Source organism: Hyphomicrobium denitrificans ATCC 51888, from assembly GCF_000143145.1.
GTDB lineage: Bacteria > Pseudomonadota > Alphaproteobacteria > Rhizobiales > Hyphomicrobiaceae > Hyphomicrobium_B > Hyphomicrobium_B denitrificans.
The window spans coordinates 3,515,548-3,532,296 of sequence record NC_014313.1 but is presented as its reverse complement, the minus strand read 5'-3'; the positions used below and the strand labels follow the sequence as shown (position 1 = coordinate 3,532,296).

The 16,749-nt window shown below is 62.1% G+C and carries 15 protein-coding genes and 1 tRNA gene; 8 read left to right on the top strand and 8 right to left on the bottom strand.

Features of this window, described 5'->3' with window-relative positions; all coding sequences use genetic code 11:
• Window positions 1-24: 24 nt before the first annotated feature.
• Window positions 25-1,431, bottom strand: coding sequence for a 16S rRNA (cytosine(967)-C(5))-methyltransferase RsmB (rsmB, locus tag HDEN_RS17125; RefSeq protein WP_013217408.1), 1,407 nt, complete (start codon window positions 1,429-1,431; stop codon window positions 25-27).
• Between the two features lies 1 nt (window position 1,432).
• The gene (gene htpX / locus HDEN_RS17120; protein ID WP_245256809.1) at window positions 1,433-2,425 is read right to left on the bottom strand and encodes a zinc metalloprotease HtpX; all 993 of its coding nucleotides are present in this window, start codon (window positions 2,423-2,425) and stop codon (window positions 1,433-1,435) included.
• A gap of 133 nt (window positions 2,426-2,558) precedes the next feature.
• On the opposite strand from htpX, the gene HDEN_RS17115 reads away from it, so the two are divergent.
• Window positions 2,559-2,780, top strand: a complete 222-nt coding sequence (locus HDEN_RS17115) for a DUF1674 domain-containing protein (RefSeq protein WP_013217406.1) — start codon at window positions 2,559-2,561, stop codon at window positions 2,778-2,780.
• On the opposite strand, the gene acs is transcribed toward HDEN_RS17115, so the two are convergent.
• The 5 genes from acs to tsaD form a co-directional block, all read right to left on the bottom strand.
• Entirely contained in the window at window positions 2,777-4,726 is a 1,950-nt protein-coding gene (gene acs / locus HDEN_RS17110; protein ID WP_013217405.1) for an acetate--CoA ligase, read from the bottom strand. The genes HDEN_RS17115 and acs overlap by 4 nt on opposite strands.
• Window positions 4,727-4,838: 112 nt before the next feature.
• On the bottom strand, window positions 4,839-5,561 hold the full coding sequence (locus tag HDEN_RS17105) for a class I SAM-dependent methyltransferase (protein ID WP_210160332.1): 723 nt from the start codon (window positions 5,559-5,561) through the stop codon (window positions 4,839-4,841).
• Entirely contained in the window at window positions 5,507-5,944 is a 438-nt protein-coding gene (locus tag HDEN_RS17100) for an EVE domain-containing protein (RefSeq protein ID WP_013217403.1), read from the bottom strand. The genes HDEN_RS17105 and HDEN_RS17100 overlap by 55 nt, the downstream gene beginning before the upstream one ends.
• Window positions 5,945-6,193: 249 nt before the next feature.
• Complete coding sequence (locus tag HDEN_RS17095) at window positions 6,194-7,189, bottom strand: NAD(P)H-dependent glycerol-3-phosphate dehydrogenase (protein WP_041922129.1); 996 nt, start codon at window positions 7,187-7,189, stop codon at window positions 6,194-6,196.
• A gap of 63 nt (window positions 7,190-7,252) precedes the next feature.
• On the bottom strand, window positions 7,253-8,356 hold the full coding sequence (gene tsaD / locus HDEN_RS17090) for a tRNA (adenosine(37)-N6)-threonylcarbamoyltransferase complex transferase subunit TsaD (RefSeq protein WP_013217401.1): 1,104 nt from the start codon (window positions 8,354-8,356) through the stop codon (window positions 7,253-7,255).
• 111 nt (window positions 8,357-8,467) lie between these two features.
• Here tsaD and hemC point away from each other — a divergent pair, with 111 nt between their 5' ends.
• The 7 genes from hemC (at window position 8,468) to HDEN_RS18075 (ending at window position 15,818) form a co-directional block, all read left to right on the top strand.
• Window positions 8,468-9,400: a hydroxymethylbilane synthase gene (hemC, locus tag HDEN_RS17085; protein WP_013217400.1), complete on the top strand. Its 933-nt coding sequence runs from the start codon at window positions 8,468-8,470 to the stop codon at window positions 9,398-9,400.
• Window positions 9,400-10,140, top strand: coding sequence for a uroporphyrinogen-III synthase (locus HDEN_RS17080; protein WP_013217399.1), 741 nt, complete (start codon window positions 9,400-9,402; stop codon window positions 10,138-10,140). The genes hemC and HDEN_RS17080 overlap by 1 nt, the downstream gene beginning before the upstream one ends.
• A gap of 121 nt (window positions 10,141-10,261) precedes the next feature.
• Entirely contained in the window at window positions 10,262-11,986 is a 1,725-nt protein-coding gene (locus HDEN_RS17075; RefSeq protein WP_013217398.1) for a COG4223 family protein, read from the top strand.
• 20 nt (window positions 11,987-12,006) lie between these two features.
• The gene (locus HDEN_RS17070) at window positions 12,007-13,740 is read left to right on the top strand and encodes a heme biosynthesis protein HemY (protein WP_013217397.1); all 1,734 of its coding nucleotides are present in this window, start codon (window positions 12,007-12,009) and stop codon (window positions 13,738-13,740) included.
• 150 nt (window positions 13,741-13,890) lie between these two features.
• Window positions 13,891-13,966: transfer RNA gene (locus HDEN_RS17065), tRNA-Thr, on the top strand.
• 473 nt (window positions 13,967-14,439) lie between these two features.
• Complete coding sequence (locus tag HDEN_RS17060; RefSeq protein ID WP_013217396.1) at window positions 14,440-14,829, top strand: TIR domain-containing protein; 390 nt, start codon at window positions 14,440-14,442, stop codon at window positions 14,827-14,829.
• Window positions 14,829-15,818 carry a caspase family protein gene (locus HDEN_RS18075; protein WP_013217395.1) on the top strand — a complete coding sequence of 330 codons (990 nt, stop codon included), beginning with the start codon at window positions 14,829-14,831 and terminating at the stop codon, window positions 15,816-15,818. The genes HDEN_RS17060 and HDEN_RS18075 overlap by 1 nt, the downstream gene beginning before the upstream one ends.
• Before the next feature lie 540 nt (window positions 15,819-16,358).
• Here HDEN_RS18075 and HDEN_RS17050 read toward each other — a convergent pair.
• Window positions 16,359-16,709 carry a hypothetical protein gene (locus HDEN_RS17050; protein WP_013217394.1) on the bottom strand — a complete coding sequence of 117 codons (351 nt, stop codon included), beginning with the start codon at window positions 16,707-16,709 and terminating at the stop codon, window positions 16,359-16,361.
• Window positions 16,710-16,749 lie beyond the last annotated feature (40 nt).

Here is a 16,749-nt window from a genome sequence, read left to right as displayed (position 1 = left end):
CAAGGCGCGGCGCTCAGGTATCCGTTAACAATCGGCCTTGACCAGCATCGCCGCATAGAAGCCGTCGAGGCCGCGAAACCCCTCGGGAAGCTCTGAAAAATACGAGGGAAGCGTCCGGAGATCACCATCGGCCGTGCGCCACAGCAGCGGGATGACCGTCTCATCGAGGGCGATCGGCCGCCGCCGAAAATCGCGATGCTCGGACAGAAACGCCGCGATCTGTTCCTCGCCTTCTTCCGGTTCGAGCGAGCACGTGCAGTAGAGCAGCGTGCCGCCGGACTTCACGAGACCCGCCGCCTGCCGCAACAACTTGGCCTGCAAGGCCGCAAGCGCAGCGACATCCTCGGGACGCTTCAGATAAAGAATATCGGGATGGCGCCGGATCGTGCCCGTCGCGGTACACGGAGCATCGAGCAGCACGACATCGAACGCCGTCTCGCTGCTGAAGCTTTGCGCGTCCGCAACCGAAATCTCGGCCGAGAGACCGAGGCGCTGCAAGTTCTCCTGCAGCCGCGCCAATCGTCCCGCCGATTTATCGACCGCGACGACGCGTGCGCCGCCCGCAGCAAGTTGCGCCGTCTTGCCGCCAGGCGCAGCGCAAAGATCGAGCGCCGAGAGCCCGCTCACGTCGCCGAGAAGCTTGACCGGCAGCGCGGCGGCGGCGTCCTGAACCCACCATGCGCCGTCATTGTACCCGTCGAGCTCTTCGACGCGTCCGACATGCGAGCAGCGGATCGATCCCGTCGGCAACGCAACGCCGTTGAGGCGCGACGCCCACGCATCGGCATCGGATTTGACGGTAATGTCGAGCGACGGCTCCGAGAGCGAAGCGCGCGCGATCTGCCGGGCCTCGGCGGCGCCATACGTGCGGCTCCACCGAGCCATCAGCCAGTCCGGAAACGTCAGCATGACGTTGTCGAGCGACGCCAGGCGTCCGCTGCCGCTTTCGCTCAGCCGCCGCAACACGGCATTGACGAGATTACCGAACCGTTTGCCGACGCGATCCGCACGACACTGATCGACCGCGAGCGATATGGCTGCGTGCGGCGGCGTTTTGATCAGCAAAAGCTGCGCAGCCGCTGCGAGCAGGATTTGCTCCAGCCGCCCGAGATGCTCCGGCAATGGCTTTTCGAGATAGGTCCGAAGCACGGCTTGCAGCGAGCCGCGATTGCGCAGGACCGTCGTCGCGATCAGCCGCGCAAACGCACGATCGCGTGGCGCCAGATTTCGCGCCGCGGCGGCTTTCGCAAATACGTCGTCGAACGGCCGCTTCTCGACCAGCACCGAGAACAGCGCCGAAACGGCGACGTCGCGCGCTAGCAAGCCATCCGCGCTGGTCGGCGGCGCGGACGGATTCGGCGTGCTACGTTGACGCTCTGGAGGGCGCTTGCCATACCGGGCGCCACGGTCGTTCGTCACTGCCTTCGACACGTCAACCCCACGGGCTCGGAGGTTTCGTGTACTTCTGTCCGCCGATCCAGACTTCGCCGCGGCTGTCGTCCGACGCATTGGGCATCGCGTCCCAGTCTGTCGGCTCGGCTTCGCCGCGCGCCGCAGCCGACGTCACGCCCATCTCGCGGGCCATCGACTCGAGCGCAGCGATCCGGTTCTCGACGTTGGGATGCGTCGAGAAAAGATTGTCGACGCCATGCCCGTTGAGCGGATTGATGATGAACATGTGCGCCGCCGCCGGAACGGCTTCCGCTTCCGGATTTTCGACGCGCCGCGCCGAGCGGTCGATCTTTCTGAGTGCCGAGGCGAGCCACAGCGGATTTCCGCAGATCATCGCACCCATGCGATCGGCCTGATATTCGCGCGAGCGGCTGATGGCCATCTGCACGAGGCCGGCCGCCATCGGCGCGATGATCACCGCCGCCAGCGTACCGATGACGCCGAGTCCGCCGCGCTCGTCGCTGCGTCCGCCGCCGAACAGCATTCCGAATTGCAGGTACTGCGCAAACATCGATACCGCGCCGCCGATCGTGGCCGCGACAGCCATCGTCAGAGTATCGCGATTTTTGATGTGCGAAAGCTCGTGCGCCATGACGCCCGCAAGCTCGTCGCGGTTCAAAGTTTCGAGCAGCCCCGTCGACGCGCAGACCGCCGCGTTCGACGGGTTGCGTCCGGTCGCGAATGCATTGGGCTGCGGATTGTTCATGACATAGACGCGCGGCATCGGCAGTCCGGCGCGTTTCGCGAGATCACGAACGAGCTGCACGTATTCGGGCGCCGACCTGTCGTCGACTTCCTGCGCATTGAACATGCGCAACACGGCCGTGTCGGACTTCCACAGGCTGAACGCGTTCATGACCATCGCTGCGAAGAAGGCGAAGACCAGACCGGACTTACCGCCGACGGCAGCGCCGAGCGCCACGAAAATCGCGGTGAGCACAGCGAGAAGAAGCGCTGTCCTGGCATAGTTCATCGGCATTCGTGACGGATCCCATAAGCGACCACCGGCCATCATGCGGCCGACCGCAGCATATATATGGTCCCGTCAAGATCGTATAAAGACCTGAAGGAGCCGCCCTCCGGCCATAAATCAAGGTGCCGCTGTCGTGAACACCGATCCCGATCGAGAAAAAAACGCCGAAGCTTCAGAGTCGAATGGCGAACCCCGGCCGCTCACGCCGGAAGCGCAACGGGCGCTGGCGGAGGCCGAAGCACGCCGCCAGCAGGCCGCCAATCAAACACGACCGCCCGAAGTCGGCGGCCGTTCAGGACCCGAGCCGACCCGTTTCGGCGATTGGGAAACGGGCGGCATCGCGTCCGATTTCTAGGCGGCACCGCGCTTGTTCTGGCGGTTCGTGATCAGTTCGTCGACGACCGCCGGATCGGCAAGCGTCGAGGTATCACCGAGATTTCCGAAATCGTCCTCGGCGATCTTGCGCAGAATGCGGCGCATGATCTTGCCCGATCGCGTTTTCGGCAGGCCCGGCGAAAACTGGATGAGATCCGGAGACGCGATCGGCCCGATTTCACGGCGCACGTGCGCGACAAGATCTTTCTTCAGGCCGTCGTCGCCGTTCTCGCCAATGATGAGCGTGATGTAGCAGTAAATGCCCTGCCCCTTGAGATCGTGCGGATATCCGACGACGGCGGCTTCCGCCACCTTGGGATGCGAGACCAGCGCGCTCTCGACTTCCGCCGTTCCCATGCGGTGACCGGAAACGTTGATGACGTCGTCGACGCGGCCGGTGATCCAGTAATAGCCGTCGGCATCGCGCCGGCAGCCGTCGCCGCTGAAGTACATTCCGGGATAGGCCGAGAAGTACGTCTTTTCGAAACGATCGTGATCTTTGTAGATCGTCCGCGACTGGCCGGGCCAGCTATCGAGGATGACGAGGTTGCCCTGCGCTTCGCCCTCGAGCAATTGCCCCTTGTCGTCGACCAGCGCCGGCTGAACGCCGAAGAACGGCTTCGTCCCGGACCCCGGCTTCAAGTCGGTTGCGCCGGGAAGCGGCGAGATCATGATGCCGCCGGTTTCCGTCTGCCACCACGTATCGACGATCGGGCAACGGCCTTCGCCAACGACATTGTAATACCACTCCCACGCCTCCGGATTGATCGGCTCACCGACCGACCCGAGAAGCCGAAGCGAGGAACGGCTCGAGCGTTTGACGAGATCATCGCCCGCGCCCATCAGCGACCGGATCGCCGTCGGCGCCGTGTAGAAAATCGACACCTTCCACTTGTCGACAACGTCCCAGAAGCGCGACGCGCTCGGATATGTCGGAACGCCTTCGAACATCAATGTCGTCGCGCCGTTCGCAAGCGGGCCGTAGACGATGTAGCTGTGACCCGTCACCCAGCCGACGTCGGCGGTGCACCAGTAGATGTCGCCATCGTGGTAGTCGAAAACGTACTGGTGCGTCATGGACGCATAAAGCAGATAGCCGCCGGTCGTATGCACCACACCCTTCGGCTTGCCCGTCGATCCCGACGTATAAAGAACGAACAGCGGATCTTCCGCGCCGATTTCTTCCGGCGGGCATTCGCCGGAAACGGATTCGAGTTCCTCGTGCAGCCAAAGATCCCGCCCCGGCGTCCATGCCACCGGGTTGCCGGTGCGGCGCACGACGAGCATTTTTTTGTCGCCAGTACATTTGGCGAGCGCGGCATCGGCATTCTTTTTCAGAGGAACGGGTTTGCCGCCGCGCAGACCTTCATCCGCGGTGATGATGACCGACGACTCCGCATCTTCGATGCGGTTCTGCAAGCTGTCCGGCGAGAAGCCGCCGAAAACGATCGAATGCACCGCGCCGATGCGCGTGCAGGCGAGCATGGCGTAAGCTGCTTCCGGAATCATCGGCAGATAGATCGTGACGCGGTCGCCTTTCTTGACGCCGTGCTTCTTGAGCACGTTCGCGAACCGCTGCACGCGCTCGGAGAGTTGCCGGTAGGTGATCGTCTCGCTTTCGTTCGGGTTGTCGCCTTCCCAAATGATCGCCACCTGATCGCCGCGCGTTGCCAGATGCCGGTCGATGCAGTTCGCGGAGACGTTGAGCGTCCCGTCCTCGAACCAGCGGATGTCGACGTTGCCGGGTTGGAACGAGGTGTTCTTGGCGCGGCTGTAAGGTTTGATCCACTCGAGCCTCTTGCCGGCGTCCGACCAGAACCCCTCGGGATCGGAGACGGACCGCTCATACAATTCCCGGTATTGATCGGCGTTGATGTACGCGCGTTCCGCCCACTCAGCGGGAACGGGATAAACTTTGTCGGACATTTCGAACGTTCCTCCGGCTAGCCGTCTGGGAAGCGGCCATTAATTTCATCATTATGATGCGACAATCCGCCCGCCACAACATGCTCGAAGGTAGGACCGAAATTCGCAACCGTCAGGCACGCCAGACGGCTGTCCGCTTGATTTCCGCATCTTCGAGTTCGCGCGTTACGGGCACCTGGTATTCAATGAGTTTTTCGAAGCGTCCGCGCGGGAAATAGCTCCGTTGCGGGTCGCCGATGAGGACCGTGCATCCCGCCAATTTCGCGGCATCTATGAAGCCCAGCACCCGGTCGGCAAGCTCACGTTCATAGAAGAGATCCCCGACGATGACGACGCCTTCCTTAGGTCCAGACCGCGCCAGAAGATCCACCTCCGTGACGTCGATATGAACGTTATTAGCCTTACCGTTGAGGCCGCACGCAGCAAGGGCCAGGGCGTCGATGTCGGCGGCAAGAACGTGCGCCGCTCCGGTTTTGGCGGCTGCAATCGCGGAGATACCGGAACCTGATCCAAGGTCGAGCACGGGAAGCCCCCGGCAGATGTCTGGAGTGTCGAGCAGATAGCGCGCCGCGGCCTGCCCGCCAGCCCAGGCGAAAGCCCAAAAGGGCGGCGGCACGTTCATTTCTCCGAGCTGTTCTTCCGTCTTCTGCCAGATCGGCAGCGACTCCGCGGCCAGATGCAGCAGGATTTCCGGCACCAGAGGCGGCGCCAGCAGTTCGGTATTCGCTTTGATGAAATTCGCGAGCGATTGTGGGTCAGCGCGATCGAGACGTTCGCTGCTCACACCTTGAGCTTCCGCTGCTCGACTCCGCCCATGCGGCAGACTTCTTTCCATTCGTCGGCGGAGACCGGCTGCACCGAGAGGCGCGAATTGTTGACCAGCACCATGCCGTCGAGCTTCGGATTGGCTTTAATGGCTTCGAGCGTCACCGGGTTCGGCACCGGTGCGACGGCGGCAACGTCGACGCACTCCCATTTTCCGGTTTCGTCTTTCGCTTCCGGATGCGCCAGCGCGATGATGCGGCAAATACCGACGACGTTCTTCCCCTCATTCGAATGATAGAAGAATCCGAGATCGCCGACCTTCATCGCGCGCATGTTGTTGCGCGCCTGATAGTTGCGCACGCCATCCCAGGATTCGCCCTTCGCGCCGCGCGATACGAGCTCGTCCCACGAAAACGCGTCGGGCTCCGATTTCAATAGCCAGTAAGCGGGCATGCGAAGGGCCTTTGCAAAGCATCGAGGCGTTGCGTAGCGTGAAACGCGAGGCCGCTCAACCCGTGCCCAAAAATCAAAGACCCCACGCTCGGCGAGCATGGGGTCCTTGGACGCGACACGACAGGAGACGCTTCTTCAGCGTGGGGCCTGGACCTCAAGGGTCGCGGCCGCCGTTGAGGCCACATTGTCGAAACTGTCTTGAGATTCGGTAAAGGCGTCGCCATCCGTTACGGCGCTGCCGCGACGTCGTCAGTCCTCGGCCTTGAGCGGACGCTGCATCAGTCCGGCGATCGCCTCATCGACGCCAAGCCGCCCCTCGATGATTTCATGCACGGCCTCCGCAATCGGCATCTCGACAGCCTTGCTGCGCGCCAGGCCGACGAGCGCTGCCGCCGTGTAGACGCCTTCCGTCACGGCCGAGCGCCCCCCGAGGATTTCCGAAAGCGTGCGCCCCTCGCCCAATCCTCGTCCGAGCGACATATTGCGTGACTGCGCGCTGCCGCACGTCAGAATGAGATCGCCGAGGCCCGACAAGCCGAGCAGCGTTTCGGGCCGTGCGCCCATCACGTCTCCGAAGCGGCGCAGTTCGGCGAAGCCGCGCGTGACGATCGCCGCATGCGCACTGGTCCCTAGCCCGCGCCCTTCGACGATCCCGGCTGCAATCGCCAGCACGTTCTTGACGGAACCGCCAAGTTCCGCGCCGAGCACATCGCTCGACCAATAGAGCCGCATCTGCCGGGACGACAGCGACGCGGTCAGCGCACGCCCGACCGCTTCGTTGCGGCAGGCAAGCGTCAGCGCCGACGGCAATCCTCGCGCGACGTCGGCGGCAAAGCTCGGCCCGGACAGCACGGCGCGCGTCGCCTGCGGCACGACCTCTTCGAGCACGTCGCCCATGAACTTGCCTGTCGCCTGCTCGATCCCCTTCGAGCAGATGACGATTGGCACGCCAACAGGCAGGTGCCGCGCCAGATCGGAGAGGACGGCACGCAAATGCTGCGCCGGAGCGACCGCAAGGATCGCATCCGCCGTCGCAACCTTCGCGAGATCGCCCGTCGCGCGGATGGACGCGTTGAGATCCACGCCCGGCAGAAACACGCGATTGACGTGACGAGCATTGATATCTTCGACGATTTCAGGCTCACGCGCCCAGAGCGTCACGTTCGCATCGTTGTACGAAAGCGTCTGCGCGAGGGCTGTTCCCCACGCGCCACCGCCGATGATGCTGATTGATCGCAATTGCAAAGACGCGTCCCCCACTCCGATGCCGCCAAAGCTTAGCACGCCACAATGACGCGTGCGTCAGACTTATGCTTTGACTCCCGCACCTGTTGCTTTGACGGCGTCGGGATCGAGCGGCCAGCGCGGTCGAACCGGCGCCTGCAATCCGTCGGCAAGACCGAGCGCCAGCCGTTCTGCCCCGGCCCAGGCAATCATCGCACCATTGTCGGTGCAAAGCCCGAGCGGCGGCGCATGAAACGTAAATCCGAAATCCTCCGACACGCCAACAAGCGCCGTCCGCAGAACCTTGTTCGCCGCCACGCCGCCGGCAACGACAAACGGTTTTGGCCGATCTTCGGGAAGCGACGACAGAGTAACCCGCATCGCACGCCGCACGCGATCCGCAACACTTTCGCAAACCGCCGCCTGGAACGACGCACAAAGATCGGCGACATCCGTGGCCGACAGCGGCGCGATCTTCGCCGCCGCATGCCGGACCGCCGTTTTCAATCCAGCGAATGAAAAATGCGGGTCCTCACGACCGGCCATCGGACGTGGCAGATCAAACCGCTTGGGATTGCCGCTAAGCGCCGCTTTTTCGACGGACGGACCGCCCGGCATCGGCAGACCCAAAAGCTTCGCCGTCTTGTCGTAGGCTTCCCCCAGCGCATCGTCGATCGTCGTCGCAAGCCTGCGATAGCGGCCGACATCCTCGACCAGCAGCAGTTGCGTATGCCCGCCTGAGACGAGAAGCATCAGGTAGGGCGGCCGAACGCCGTCAGTCAAACCGACGGTCAGCGCGTGCGCCTCGAGATGGTTGATCGCGAGAAACGGTTTCCCCGTCGCAAGCGCCAGCGCCTTGCCCGTCGTCGCCCCGACGATGAGGCCACCGATCAGCCCCGGCCCCGACGCGGCCGCAATGCCGGAAAGATCGGAGAATCCGATTTTGGCTTCCGCCAAGGCGACCTGCACCAGCCGGTCCAGGCAATCGGTGTGGGCGCGCGCCGCAATTTCCGGAACTACGCCGCCGTAGATCGCGTGCTTGTCGAATTGCGATAAGACGACGTTGGAAAGAATGCGCCCCTGCCCGTCCGCACGCCGCTCGACGACGGCCACGGCTGTTTCGTCGCAGCTCGTTTCGATGCCGAGTACGAGTGAAGAACCTTGAGCGGAATCGGCGTGCGGCATCATCTCGTTAAGTTCTTGCTGGGCGAGGTTGGAATTCGCGTTCCTTTGGAGCATTAATGGCGCCCGAATTGGCCTGCGGGCCGAGTGCCCCGCCTAGCATCCGGAGAAACCTCTTTGCAAGCTGCCCGCATTCGTATCGGGACCCGTGGCTCGCCGTTGGCGCTGGCTCAGGCCCATGAAGTCCGCGATCGGCTCGCCAAGGCTCACGGACTGTCCGAGGACGCCATATCCATCACGATCATCAAGACGACCGGCGATCGCGTGACCGACCGCCCGCTCTCCGACATCGGCGGAAAAGGCCTGTTCACCAAGGAGATTGAAGACGCGCTCTTCGCCCGCGAGATCGACATCGCCGTGCATTCCATGAAGGACATGCAGACGGAATTGCCGGACGGGCTCGCCCTCGGCGCGGTCCTGCCGCGCGAAGACCCGCGCGATGCCTTCATCTCCCTGAAGCACGCCAATATCTCTGCGCTGCCCACAGGAGCGATCGTCGGAACCTCGTCGCTCCGGCGCAAATCGCAAGTGCTGAGCATCCGCCCCGATCTCAGCGTCATCGATTTTCGCGGCAACGTCGAAACGCGCTTGCGCAAGCTCAAGGACGGCATTGCCGAGGCGACGTTCCTCGCCGTCGCCGGATTGAACCGCCTTGGACTTTCCGACCGGATCACCGCGATTGTTCCGTCCGCCGACATGCTGCCCGCCGCCGCGCAGGGAGCGATCGGGCTTGAAATTCGCACCGGCGACAAGGAGGCCGAGGCTTTCGTTGCACCGCTGAATGACGTGAACTCGCAACGCGCTGTAACCGCGGAGCGCGCGTTTCTCGCGCGCCTTGAAGGCTCGTGCCGGACGCCGATCGCGGCTCATGCGACGATCGACGGCGAGCAGCTGTCGTTTCGCGGGCAGGTTCTTTCCCTCGACGGTCAGCAGAAATATGACGTCTCGCGCTCAGGCGCAGCGAACGCAAGCCGCGACATCGGCCTCGCTGCAGCCGACGAAGTCCTGAGCAAAGCCGATCCCGCCCTTCTTGTTCGCTCGAGCGCCTGATGCACGTTCTTGTCACGCGTCCCAAAGACGACGGCGAGACGCTGAAAGCAGAGCTTGAACAGCTCGGCTGCAAGGTGACGCTTGAGCCGCTGATCCGCATCGTTTCGAACGACATTCCCGCGACGGCCATCGACGAAACGTCGACGCTCATCATAACGAGCCGCAACGCCTTAAGAGCGCTGGCGAAGTCACCGGCTCTTACGCGCGCGTTGACCCGGCCGTTGCTTGCCGTCGGTCCCGGCACCGCCGCTCTCGCGCGCGAAATGGGGTTCACCGACATCTTCGAAGGACCCGGAACCGGCGCCGAGCTCGTTCCCGAAATTACCCGGCGATCGGAAGCCGGCGGCGGAGCGTTCGTTTACCTTTCGGCCGATCGCATGGCCTTCGATGTCCCGTCTGCTCTTGCCGAACGCGGCATAGCGATCCGGCGGGTCGTCGCCTATCGATCTGTTGCAGCGGAAACGTTGTCGCCACAGGTTGCCGATGCGCTTCGCGACGGCGCGATCAATGTCGTCGTTTTGATGTCGCCCAGAACGTCGGAAACCTGGGCGAAAATTGCCCCCGTCGCCGCAAAACCGAACGATCTTTCAGACATAAGCTACGTCTGCATTTCTGAAGCCGTCGCCAATGTCGTGAAATCGGAGCTCGGTCCGCAAGCCATCATAGTTGCCAACCGTCCTAACCACGAAGAAATACTTATCGTGCTGAAACGTCTCGCGGCACGTCCGGAAGCAGAGTAAGAAAGCGCAAGCAGGAGCGAATTCCGGGTCCGGCAGAAAGTTCAGCAAGCTCGACAAATCTCTTCAGGGATTTGGAAGTCGTGGAATTCGTTACGAGTTTCGTACGGAGTCGTGAGTACTGATGGCAGACGACAAATCGAGTAAGGGCTCGAGCGCGCCTCCCGGCGGCCCCGCCAAACGCCCCCATGCAACGCTCGACCTGAAAGCGACCGAGATCAAGATCACGCCCGTCGCGAAAGGCCCTGAGCCCTCGGCGTCGAAGAGCGCGTCACGCGCCATGCCGGATAAGCAAGTTCCCTTCCCCGCTGCAGCGTCGGCATACGCGACGTCGGAAAACGTACGCCCCCAATCGAACTCCGAGGCCAGGATGCAAGCCGAACCCCAAAAGTCCGAGCAAGCGAAGCCGGCACCTTCGACAACCGATAAATCGGCGAACCCGAAAGTCGTCGTCGAACGGCGCGGCGGCTTCTTCAGCCATCTCGTCGCCGGCGTCGTTGGCGGCGTGCTCTCGTTCCTGGCCCTGCAATGGGTTGTCCCGGAACTCGGCCTCGAAACGACATCGTCGCGCTTTGCCAATGACACGGCATCTTTGACCGAACGCCTCGGCGCGCTCGAACGAAAAGTCTCGAAGAATGCTCCGGCATCCGATCTCGCCGTCGTCACCAACCGCGTCGCCGATCTCGAGAAAACCGCGCAAACGATTCCGGCGCTCACCGACAGCCAGAAGCAGCTCATCGCCGAAACCAAAGCCGCGCTTGCGTCCGCCGCCTCCGACAGCGGCTCGACCCAGGTCATCGAGCGCGTCGGGAAAATCGAAGACAAGCTCAAGGCTCTGGCCGATGCCGGCGTCAACGATCCGAACCCGACGCGCATCGAGCAGCTCGCCGGTCTGACCGCGAAAATCGTCGATCTCGAAACCAGTCTGCCGACGCAGCTCGCCGCCTTGCGCGCCAACGTGACGAAGGACGTTGACAGCCGCGTGCAGGCCGCGACCGCCGCAGGCGAAACCGCTCAAGCCGGTACGCAGCGGCTCGACAAGGACGTCGCGAACCTCAAGACGGACGCCGCGCGCATCGAGGCCAACGTCGATGCCAACAAGAACGCGACCGCCCGCGTCGCCGCCGATCTCAGTACCGTTCAGGATCAGGCAACCCAGGTCGCAACAGCCCTCGAAACGCTGAAAGCGAACGTCGCCAAACCCGCCGACGTCGCCGCCGCCGTTGCACCGGTCGCCGAGCGCACCGCATCGCTCGAAAACAGCATCCAGCAGGTCGTGCAAAGCGAAAGCGCTCGTAAAAAGACCGCCGAACAGGTCGTTCTCGCGCTGCAGCTGCAGAACCTGAAACGCGTAATCGAGAGCGGCCAGAAATATGCGGCGCCGCTGAACGAGATCGAAAGCGCCGCCGGAGACTCGCTCGACCTCGGCGCGTTGAAAGACTTGCAGAACACCGGCGCGCCGACGCTCGCCGAGCTCAAGACTGAATTCCGTCCCGCAGCCAATGCCGCAATGGATGCCGAATCCGGCACTCAGAATTCCGGCGTTGTCGACCGCCTGTGGGCGGAGGCCAAATCCGTGGTTCGCGTCCGCCGCATTGATCTGAAGCCGGACGACAAGAGCACGGAAGCCGTGCTTGGCCGCATGCAGGTGGCTCTGAACGACGGCCGTATCGGCGACGTTCTCGAGCTGTCGAAAGACCTGCCGCAACCGGCACAGGACGCAGCCCGTCCCTTCCTCGATCGGTTGAACGCGCGTGTCGGCGTTGACAGCACGCTCGCCCAACTCGAAGCACAGCTCAAATCGTCGATTGCTCCGGGCTCCGCGCCCGCGGCCAAGTCAGCCCCTTAGTCCAGCGAAGGGTTTGCGTCATGGTGCGCCTCGTCGTCTATCTCGTCACAATCGCATTGATTGCGTCAGGCTTGGCCTGGCTCGCCGATCGCCCTGGAACGCTGCAGATCGCCTGGCAGGGATACGACATCGAAACGTCGGTGTTCCGCGCCGTGGTGCTTCTCGCGGCAGCCGTCGCCTCGATCGTCTTTCTCTGGTCGGTGTTTCGCGCGCTCTGGAACAGCCCGGCTGCGATCGGCGGCCGGCTGGTGCAGCGGCGTCAGCGCAAAGGTCTCGATGCCGTGTCGAGCGGCCTGATCGCGATCGGCGCCGGCGACAGCACGCTCGCATCGCGCTTCGCATTGCAGGCCCGCAAATCGCTGCCGCATGAGCCGCTGACGCATCTTCTGCGTGCGCAATCGGCAGAACTCTCCGGCGATCGCGCCACCGCGCGACGTATCTACGAAGCGATGCTGGCGTCGCCCGAAACCGAGCTGCTGGGCCTGCGCGGCCTCTTCCTCGAAGCCCAACACCAGGGTGCCGATGAAGCCGCCCGCCAGTTCGCCGACCGTGCGCTGAAAGCCAATCCGAAGCTCGGCTGGTCGGCGACGGCGCTCTTCGAACAGCAGTGCAAGCAGAAGGATTGGACCGGCGCTCTCGAAACGCTTCAGCACGCGCGCAAGAACGGACACATCGCCAAGGCTGATGCCGACCGCAAGCGCGCCGTCCTTCTCACCGCCAAGGCGCAGAATGTCGAGGAGGATTCCCCCGACCGGGCGCTGACGCTGGCGATGGAAGCGCACGCTCTGGCGCCCGATCTCGTGCCCGCGGCAGCGATTGCCGGACGCATCCTGGCGTCGCGCGGAAATACCGCCAAGGCCGCGAAAGTCTTGCAGAAGACATGGGCAAAGTCTCCGCATCCCGATCTCGCATCCGCCTATGCTTACGCCCGCGTCGGCGACAGCACGCGCGACCGCTTCGATCGCGAACGCCAGCTTGCAGCGCTCAATCCGCATTCGATCGAAAGCCCGATCGCCGTGGCGACCGCCGCGATCGAAGCACGCATGTACGACGAAGCCCGCCGCGTGCTCGAACCCTTGCTGCCAGAGCGTCTGACCCAGCGCGTCGCAACGTTGATGGCCCGCATCGAGGCTGGCGATAACGGCGATAAGGGCCGCGTCCGCGAATGGCTGGCGCGTGCGATGAACGCTGCGCGCGATCCGGCATGGATCGCCGACGGCGTCATCTCGGATCATTGGGAGCCGACATCGCCGGTCGACGGCCGACTCGATGCGTTCCAGTGGCGCGTTCCCGTCGAGACGCGCGACGCGACACGCAATGAAATCCTGGCGCGCCGCATCGAAGAGCTGATCGCCATCGAAGCGCCGACCGTGGCCCCGGAAGCTCCGAGCCGCGAGGCCGCCACTGAAGCGGGTGCCGACGTCATCGACGCCGAGCCCGTGACGGTAACCGCTAAACCGGCACCTCTCCCCGAAGAGAGAGCAGCGGCGCCAACCGCGACGACCCCCGAGAAGCCGGTCGAGCAGGCCGCGCCGGCTGTCGCGCCGAAACCTGCCGCCACGCCCGAGCGAACCGCTACGGCCGATGTGCCCGCGACGGCCGCGGCGCGCGAAGCCCGTCCCGCTCAGCCTGTGCACAAGGACGCCTCAAAGCTCTATGTCGCGCCGCGCGCACCCGACGATCCGGGAACGGAACCGCCCGCACCCGAGCCCGAACAGCCGATTGCCCGGCGCAGCTTCAGGGCGGTCAGCTAAGGCCCGTCGCGATAAGTCGCACATGCAGGCTTCCGGACCCGATTGGGTCGAAAACGCGTTCGAAACGGACGCACGCTGGAGGCTTGCAATTCTGAACCGGTGAGGGTATCCCTCGCGCCTTCCCGCTTGGTCCAATCCAGCGGGCGGTTTGCCGCTTTAGCTCAGCCGGTAGAGCACGTCATTCGTAATGACGGGGTCGGGTGTTCGAGTCACCCAAGCGGCACCACTAAATCAATCGGTTATCTCCGTCGCATCTCTAAAAGAATCCCACGGACACCGATTTAATCCCACCCTGATACCGCAGTTCTGCCGGTGCGATCTTCCCCATGTATCCGAATGGTCCCGTGCTCCACGTTCAATCGCGAGCTTGCTTCGCAAGCGTTGTCGCCTAGCGGCTCTCGCTCCTTCATTACGCATTCGCTCGCTACGCTCGCTCACGCCCCCGGCTGAGCTAAAGCGGCATAAATCGACAACCAGCTGACCGATAAACCTGAGCCGTGCGTGTGTGGAGATCCTAGCCTCAACGGCCAAAGCAGCTGGGAACGTCGGCCACCCATAGGGGGAGACGGGCCTCGATGAGCGTCAAGAATTACCCCTTTCAGATCGCTGATAGAAATTCAGGATTCGACGTCTATGGGGAATCGACCTACGCGGTGGTACGGATATACCGCAGAGAGCACAAAATTAATGGGGGCATAAATGTCGAAAACTCGAGTTTTCGTCAGCTTCGATTACGATCACGACGAAACGCTAAAAACTTTTTTGGTAGGCCAAGCTAAGCACGATGACAGTCCTTTTTTTCTTTCGGACTGGTCGATCAAAGAGCCAATTTCGGGTGACTGGAAGAGCCGAGCTGAAAGCCGGATAAGGGCCATCGACGTGATGGCGGTAATTTGCGGTCAGCATACTCATACAGCTACTGGCGTCAGCGCAGAAATTGAAATCGCGCAAAAAGTGGCAACGCCGTACTTCCTACTGAAGGGATATTCAAATCTTGACTGCACAAAGCCGACCGCGGCGTTATCAAGCGATAAAGTATATAACTGGACGTGGGACAATCTTAAGCGACTGATCGGGGGCGCTCGATAATGAAACGAGCGCTGGTGGTTGGCATTGACCACTATCCAACAAAGCCATTATCGGGCTGCGTTCATGACGCGCGCTCGATAGCGAACCTGCTCGAAAAGAATGGAGATGGTGCGCCCAATTTTTCGGTACGACTTTTAGCAAGCGATGAAATTGACGTTTCGTCGGCAAAGTTGGCTGAGGGGCTGGAGGACTTATTCAATGGCGAAGCTGATCTTGTCGTTCTGTTTTTTGCCGGGCATGGGTGCTTAAACACGGATATGAATTCCGGATATCTCGTGAGTCAGGATGGAAAAAGGGGTAGTCTCGGTATCTCCCTTTCGGACATCATGGGTTACGCGAACAATGCGCGTCCAAGAATAAAATCCACTGTGATTATTTTGGACAGCTGCCACTCGGGGTTCACTGGTGAACTGCCCGGACTTGGAAAGGATTCTCCATCCCCAATCGGCGATGGAGTTACAATCCTCACAGCATGCCACCGAGAAGGCTCGGCTGCGGAGAGTGATGGGCAGGGGCTGTTCACCAGCTTGTTGATCGACGGACTGAGCGGAAGTTCGGCCGACATATGCGGACGCATTACACCCGCTTCACTCTATTCTCATATTGATCAGACGCTTGGACCTTGGGAACAGCGTCCAATCTACAAAGCGAACGTTCAGACGTTTGTAGTTCTGCGCACAGTCGAGCCAAAGGTTCCTCTCGCGGTGCTCCGAAGAATTCCAGAGTATTTCCCCGATCCGGCCTACATTTTTCCGCTCGATCCCTCCTACGAACCGGATCGGCAAAATGTACCGGAGAGCATCAGACATCTACCGATCGATCCTGAGCACACTCGAATTTTCAAAGAGCTGCAAACCTGCAATCGCCATGGCTTAATAACTCCTGTTGACGCTGAACATATGTATTACGCAGCAATCAACTCAACGGGTTGCAAACTAACCGCCTTGGGTGCCCACTATAGAAGTCTCGCAATTCTACAGAGAATTTGATCCCACGTTGTATGCTGTGGACGACCCAGAGGCGGACATCCAAACACCCTCGTAACCAAGCCGGAACCACTCGGGCGTCGCTTACCACTGGCAAGCCGAGTTGCCTTTTTCTGAGCCAGCCCGAGAGCGGTGCATCAGCTATTTTCGGCTTACCTGGCCGCCTTGGTCTCTGATCGGTAAATCAACTCGCCGCCGAACCGTTCGATACGCGAGATTTATCGAAGCGCGGCGAGTCGTGACGTAGCCGCATCGATCGCGCGCGACAACAAGAAGCCCTGCCGTTTGATCGGCAGGGCTCACAGGCTCGCACCACCCTCACGCTTGCCGGTTTCGATCCCGCTCGTCCGACCTGACAAGCAGCGGCGCGCTCCCGATATCGCGAGGCGTAACCAATGCGATCGTCATGAACAAGTCACAATGGATGTAACTGAACGCAACAAAGATGAAGTGAAGCAAGGCACACTGATTGTTCTCAGAATTTTCGCACGCGTTCGAACGTCGGAAAATTTGTTTCGCAACGCTCTGAAACCCCGACCGCCGTTATTGCGCAGTCGCAGGTGGCTGCGTGGTTCCGCCAGGCAAACCCTGCGAGTCATCGGACTCGCGAGCGCCGCTCTTCGGCTGCCCAGGATCAGCAGGTAAATTGATCTCCGGCGGCGGCTGCTTGTGCGCGGGAATATCCGGCGAGGTCGGAGAGACCTGCGAATTCCTTTCGCTTCCGGGTCCAACCTTCCCCGGCTCGACGTGGTCGGCATCCGTCTTGGGAATAGTCTGATCGGGAGTTTGCCGATGTTGCTGCGCGGGTTCGTTGCCGGACGGCTCGGCATACGCAAGGGTCATCGGCGCTGTGATGAGCGCCACACCGGCGCCAGCTAGCAAAACGCCCCGCATTCGAAGCACGCTCCTCTTCAGTTGCGAAGAGAAAACGCGG

Excerpts from the sequence above, each read along its gene's own strand:
- htpX (WP_245256809.1), bottom strand. The coding sequence starts at position 2,425 with ATGAACTATGCCAGGACAGCGCTTCTTCTCGCTGTGCTCACCGCGATT.
- acs (WP_013217405.1), bottom strand. The coding sequence starts at position 4,726 with ATGTCCGACAAAGTTTATCCCGTTCCCGCTGAGTGGGCGGAACGCGCG.
- HDEN_RS17105 (WP_210160332.1), bottom strand. The coding sequence starts at position 5,561 with ATGGAAAGAAGTCTGCCGCATGGGCGGAGTCGAGCAGCGGAAGCTCAA.
- HDEN_RS17100 (WP_013217403.1), bottom strand. The coding sequence starts at position 5,944 with ATGCCCGCTTACTGGCTATTGAAATCGGAGCCCGACGCGTTTTCGTGG.
- tsaD (WP_013217401.1), bottom strand. The coding sequence starts at position 8,356 with ATGATGCCGCACGCCGATTCCGCTCAAGGTTCTTCACTCGTACTCGGC.
- HDEN_RS17080 (WP_013217399.1), top strand. The coding sequence starts at position 9,400 with ATGCACGTTCTTGTCACGCGTCCCAAAGACGACGGCGAGACGCTGAAA.
- HDEN_RS17075 (WP_013217398.1), top strand. The coding sequence starts at position 10,262 with ATGGCAGACGACAAATCGAGTAAGGGCTCGAGCGCGCCTCCCGGCGGC.
- HDEN_RS17070 (WP_013217397.1), top strand. The coding sequence starts at position 12,007 with ATGGTGCGCCTCGTCGTCTATCTCGTCACAATCGCATTGATTGCGTCA.
- HDEN_RS17060 (WP_013217396.1), top strand. The coding sequence starts at position 14,440 with ATGTCGAAAACTCGAGTTTTCGTCAGCTTCGATTACGATCACGACGAA.
- HDEN_RS18075 (WP_013217395.1), top strand. The coding sequence starts at position 14,829 with ATGAAACGAGCGCTGGTGGTTGGCATTGACCACTATCCAACAAAGCCA.
- HDEN_RS17050 (WP_013217394.1), bottom strand. The coding sequence starts at position 16,709 with ATGCGGGGCGTTTTGCTAGCTGGCGCCGGTGTGGCGCTCATCACAGCG.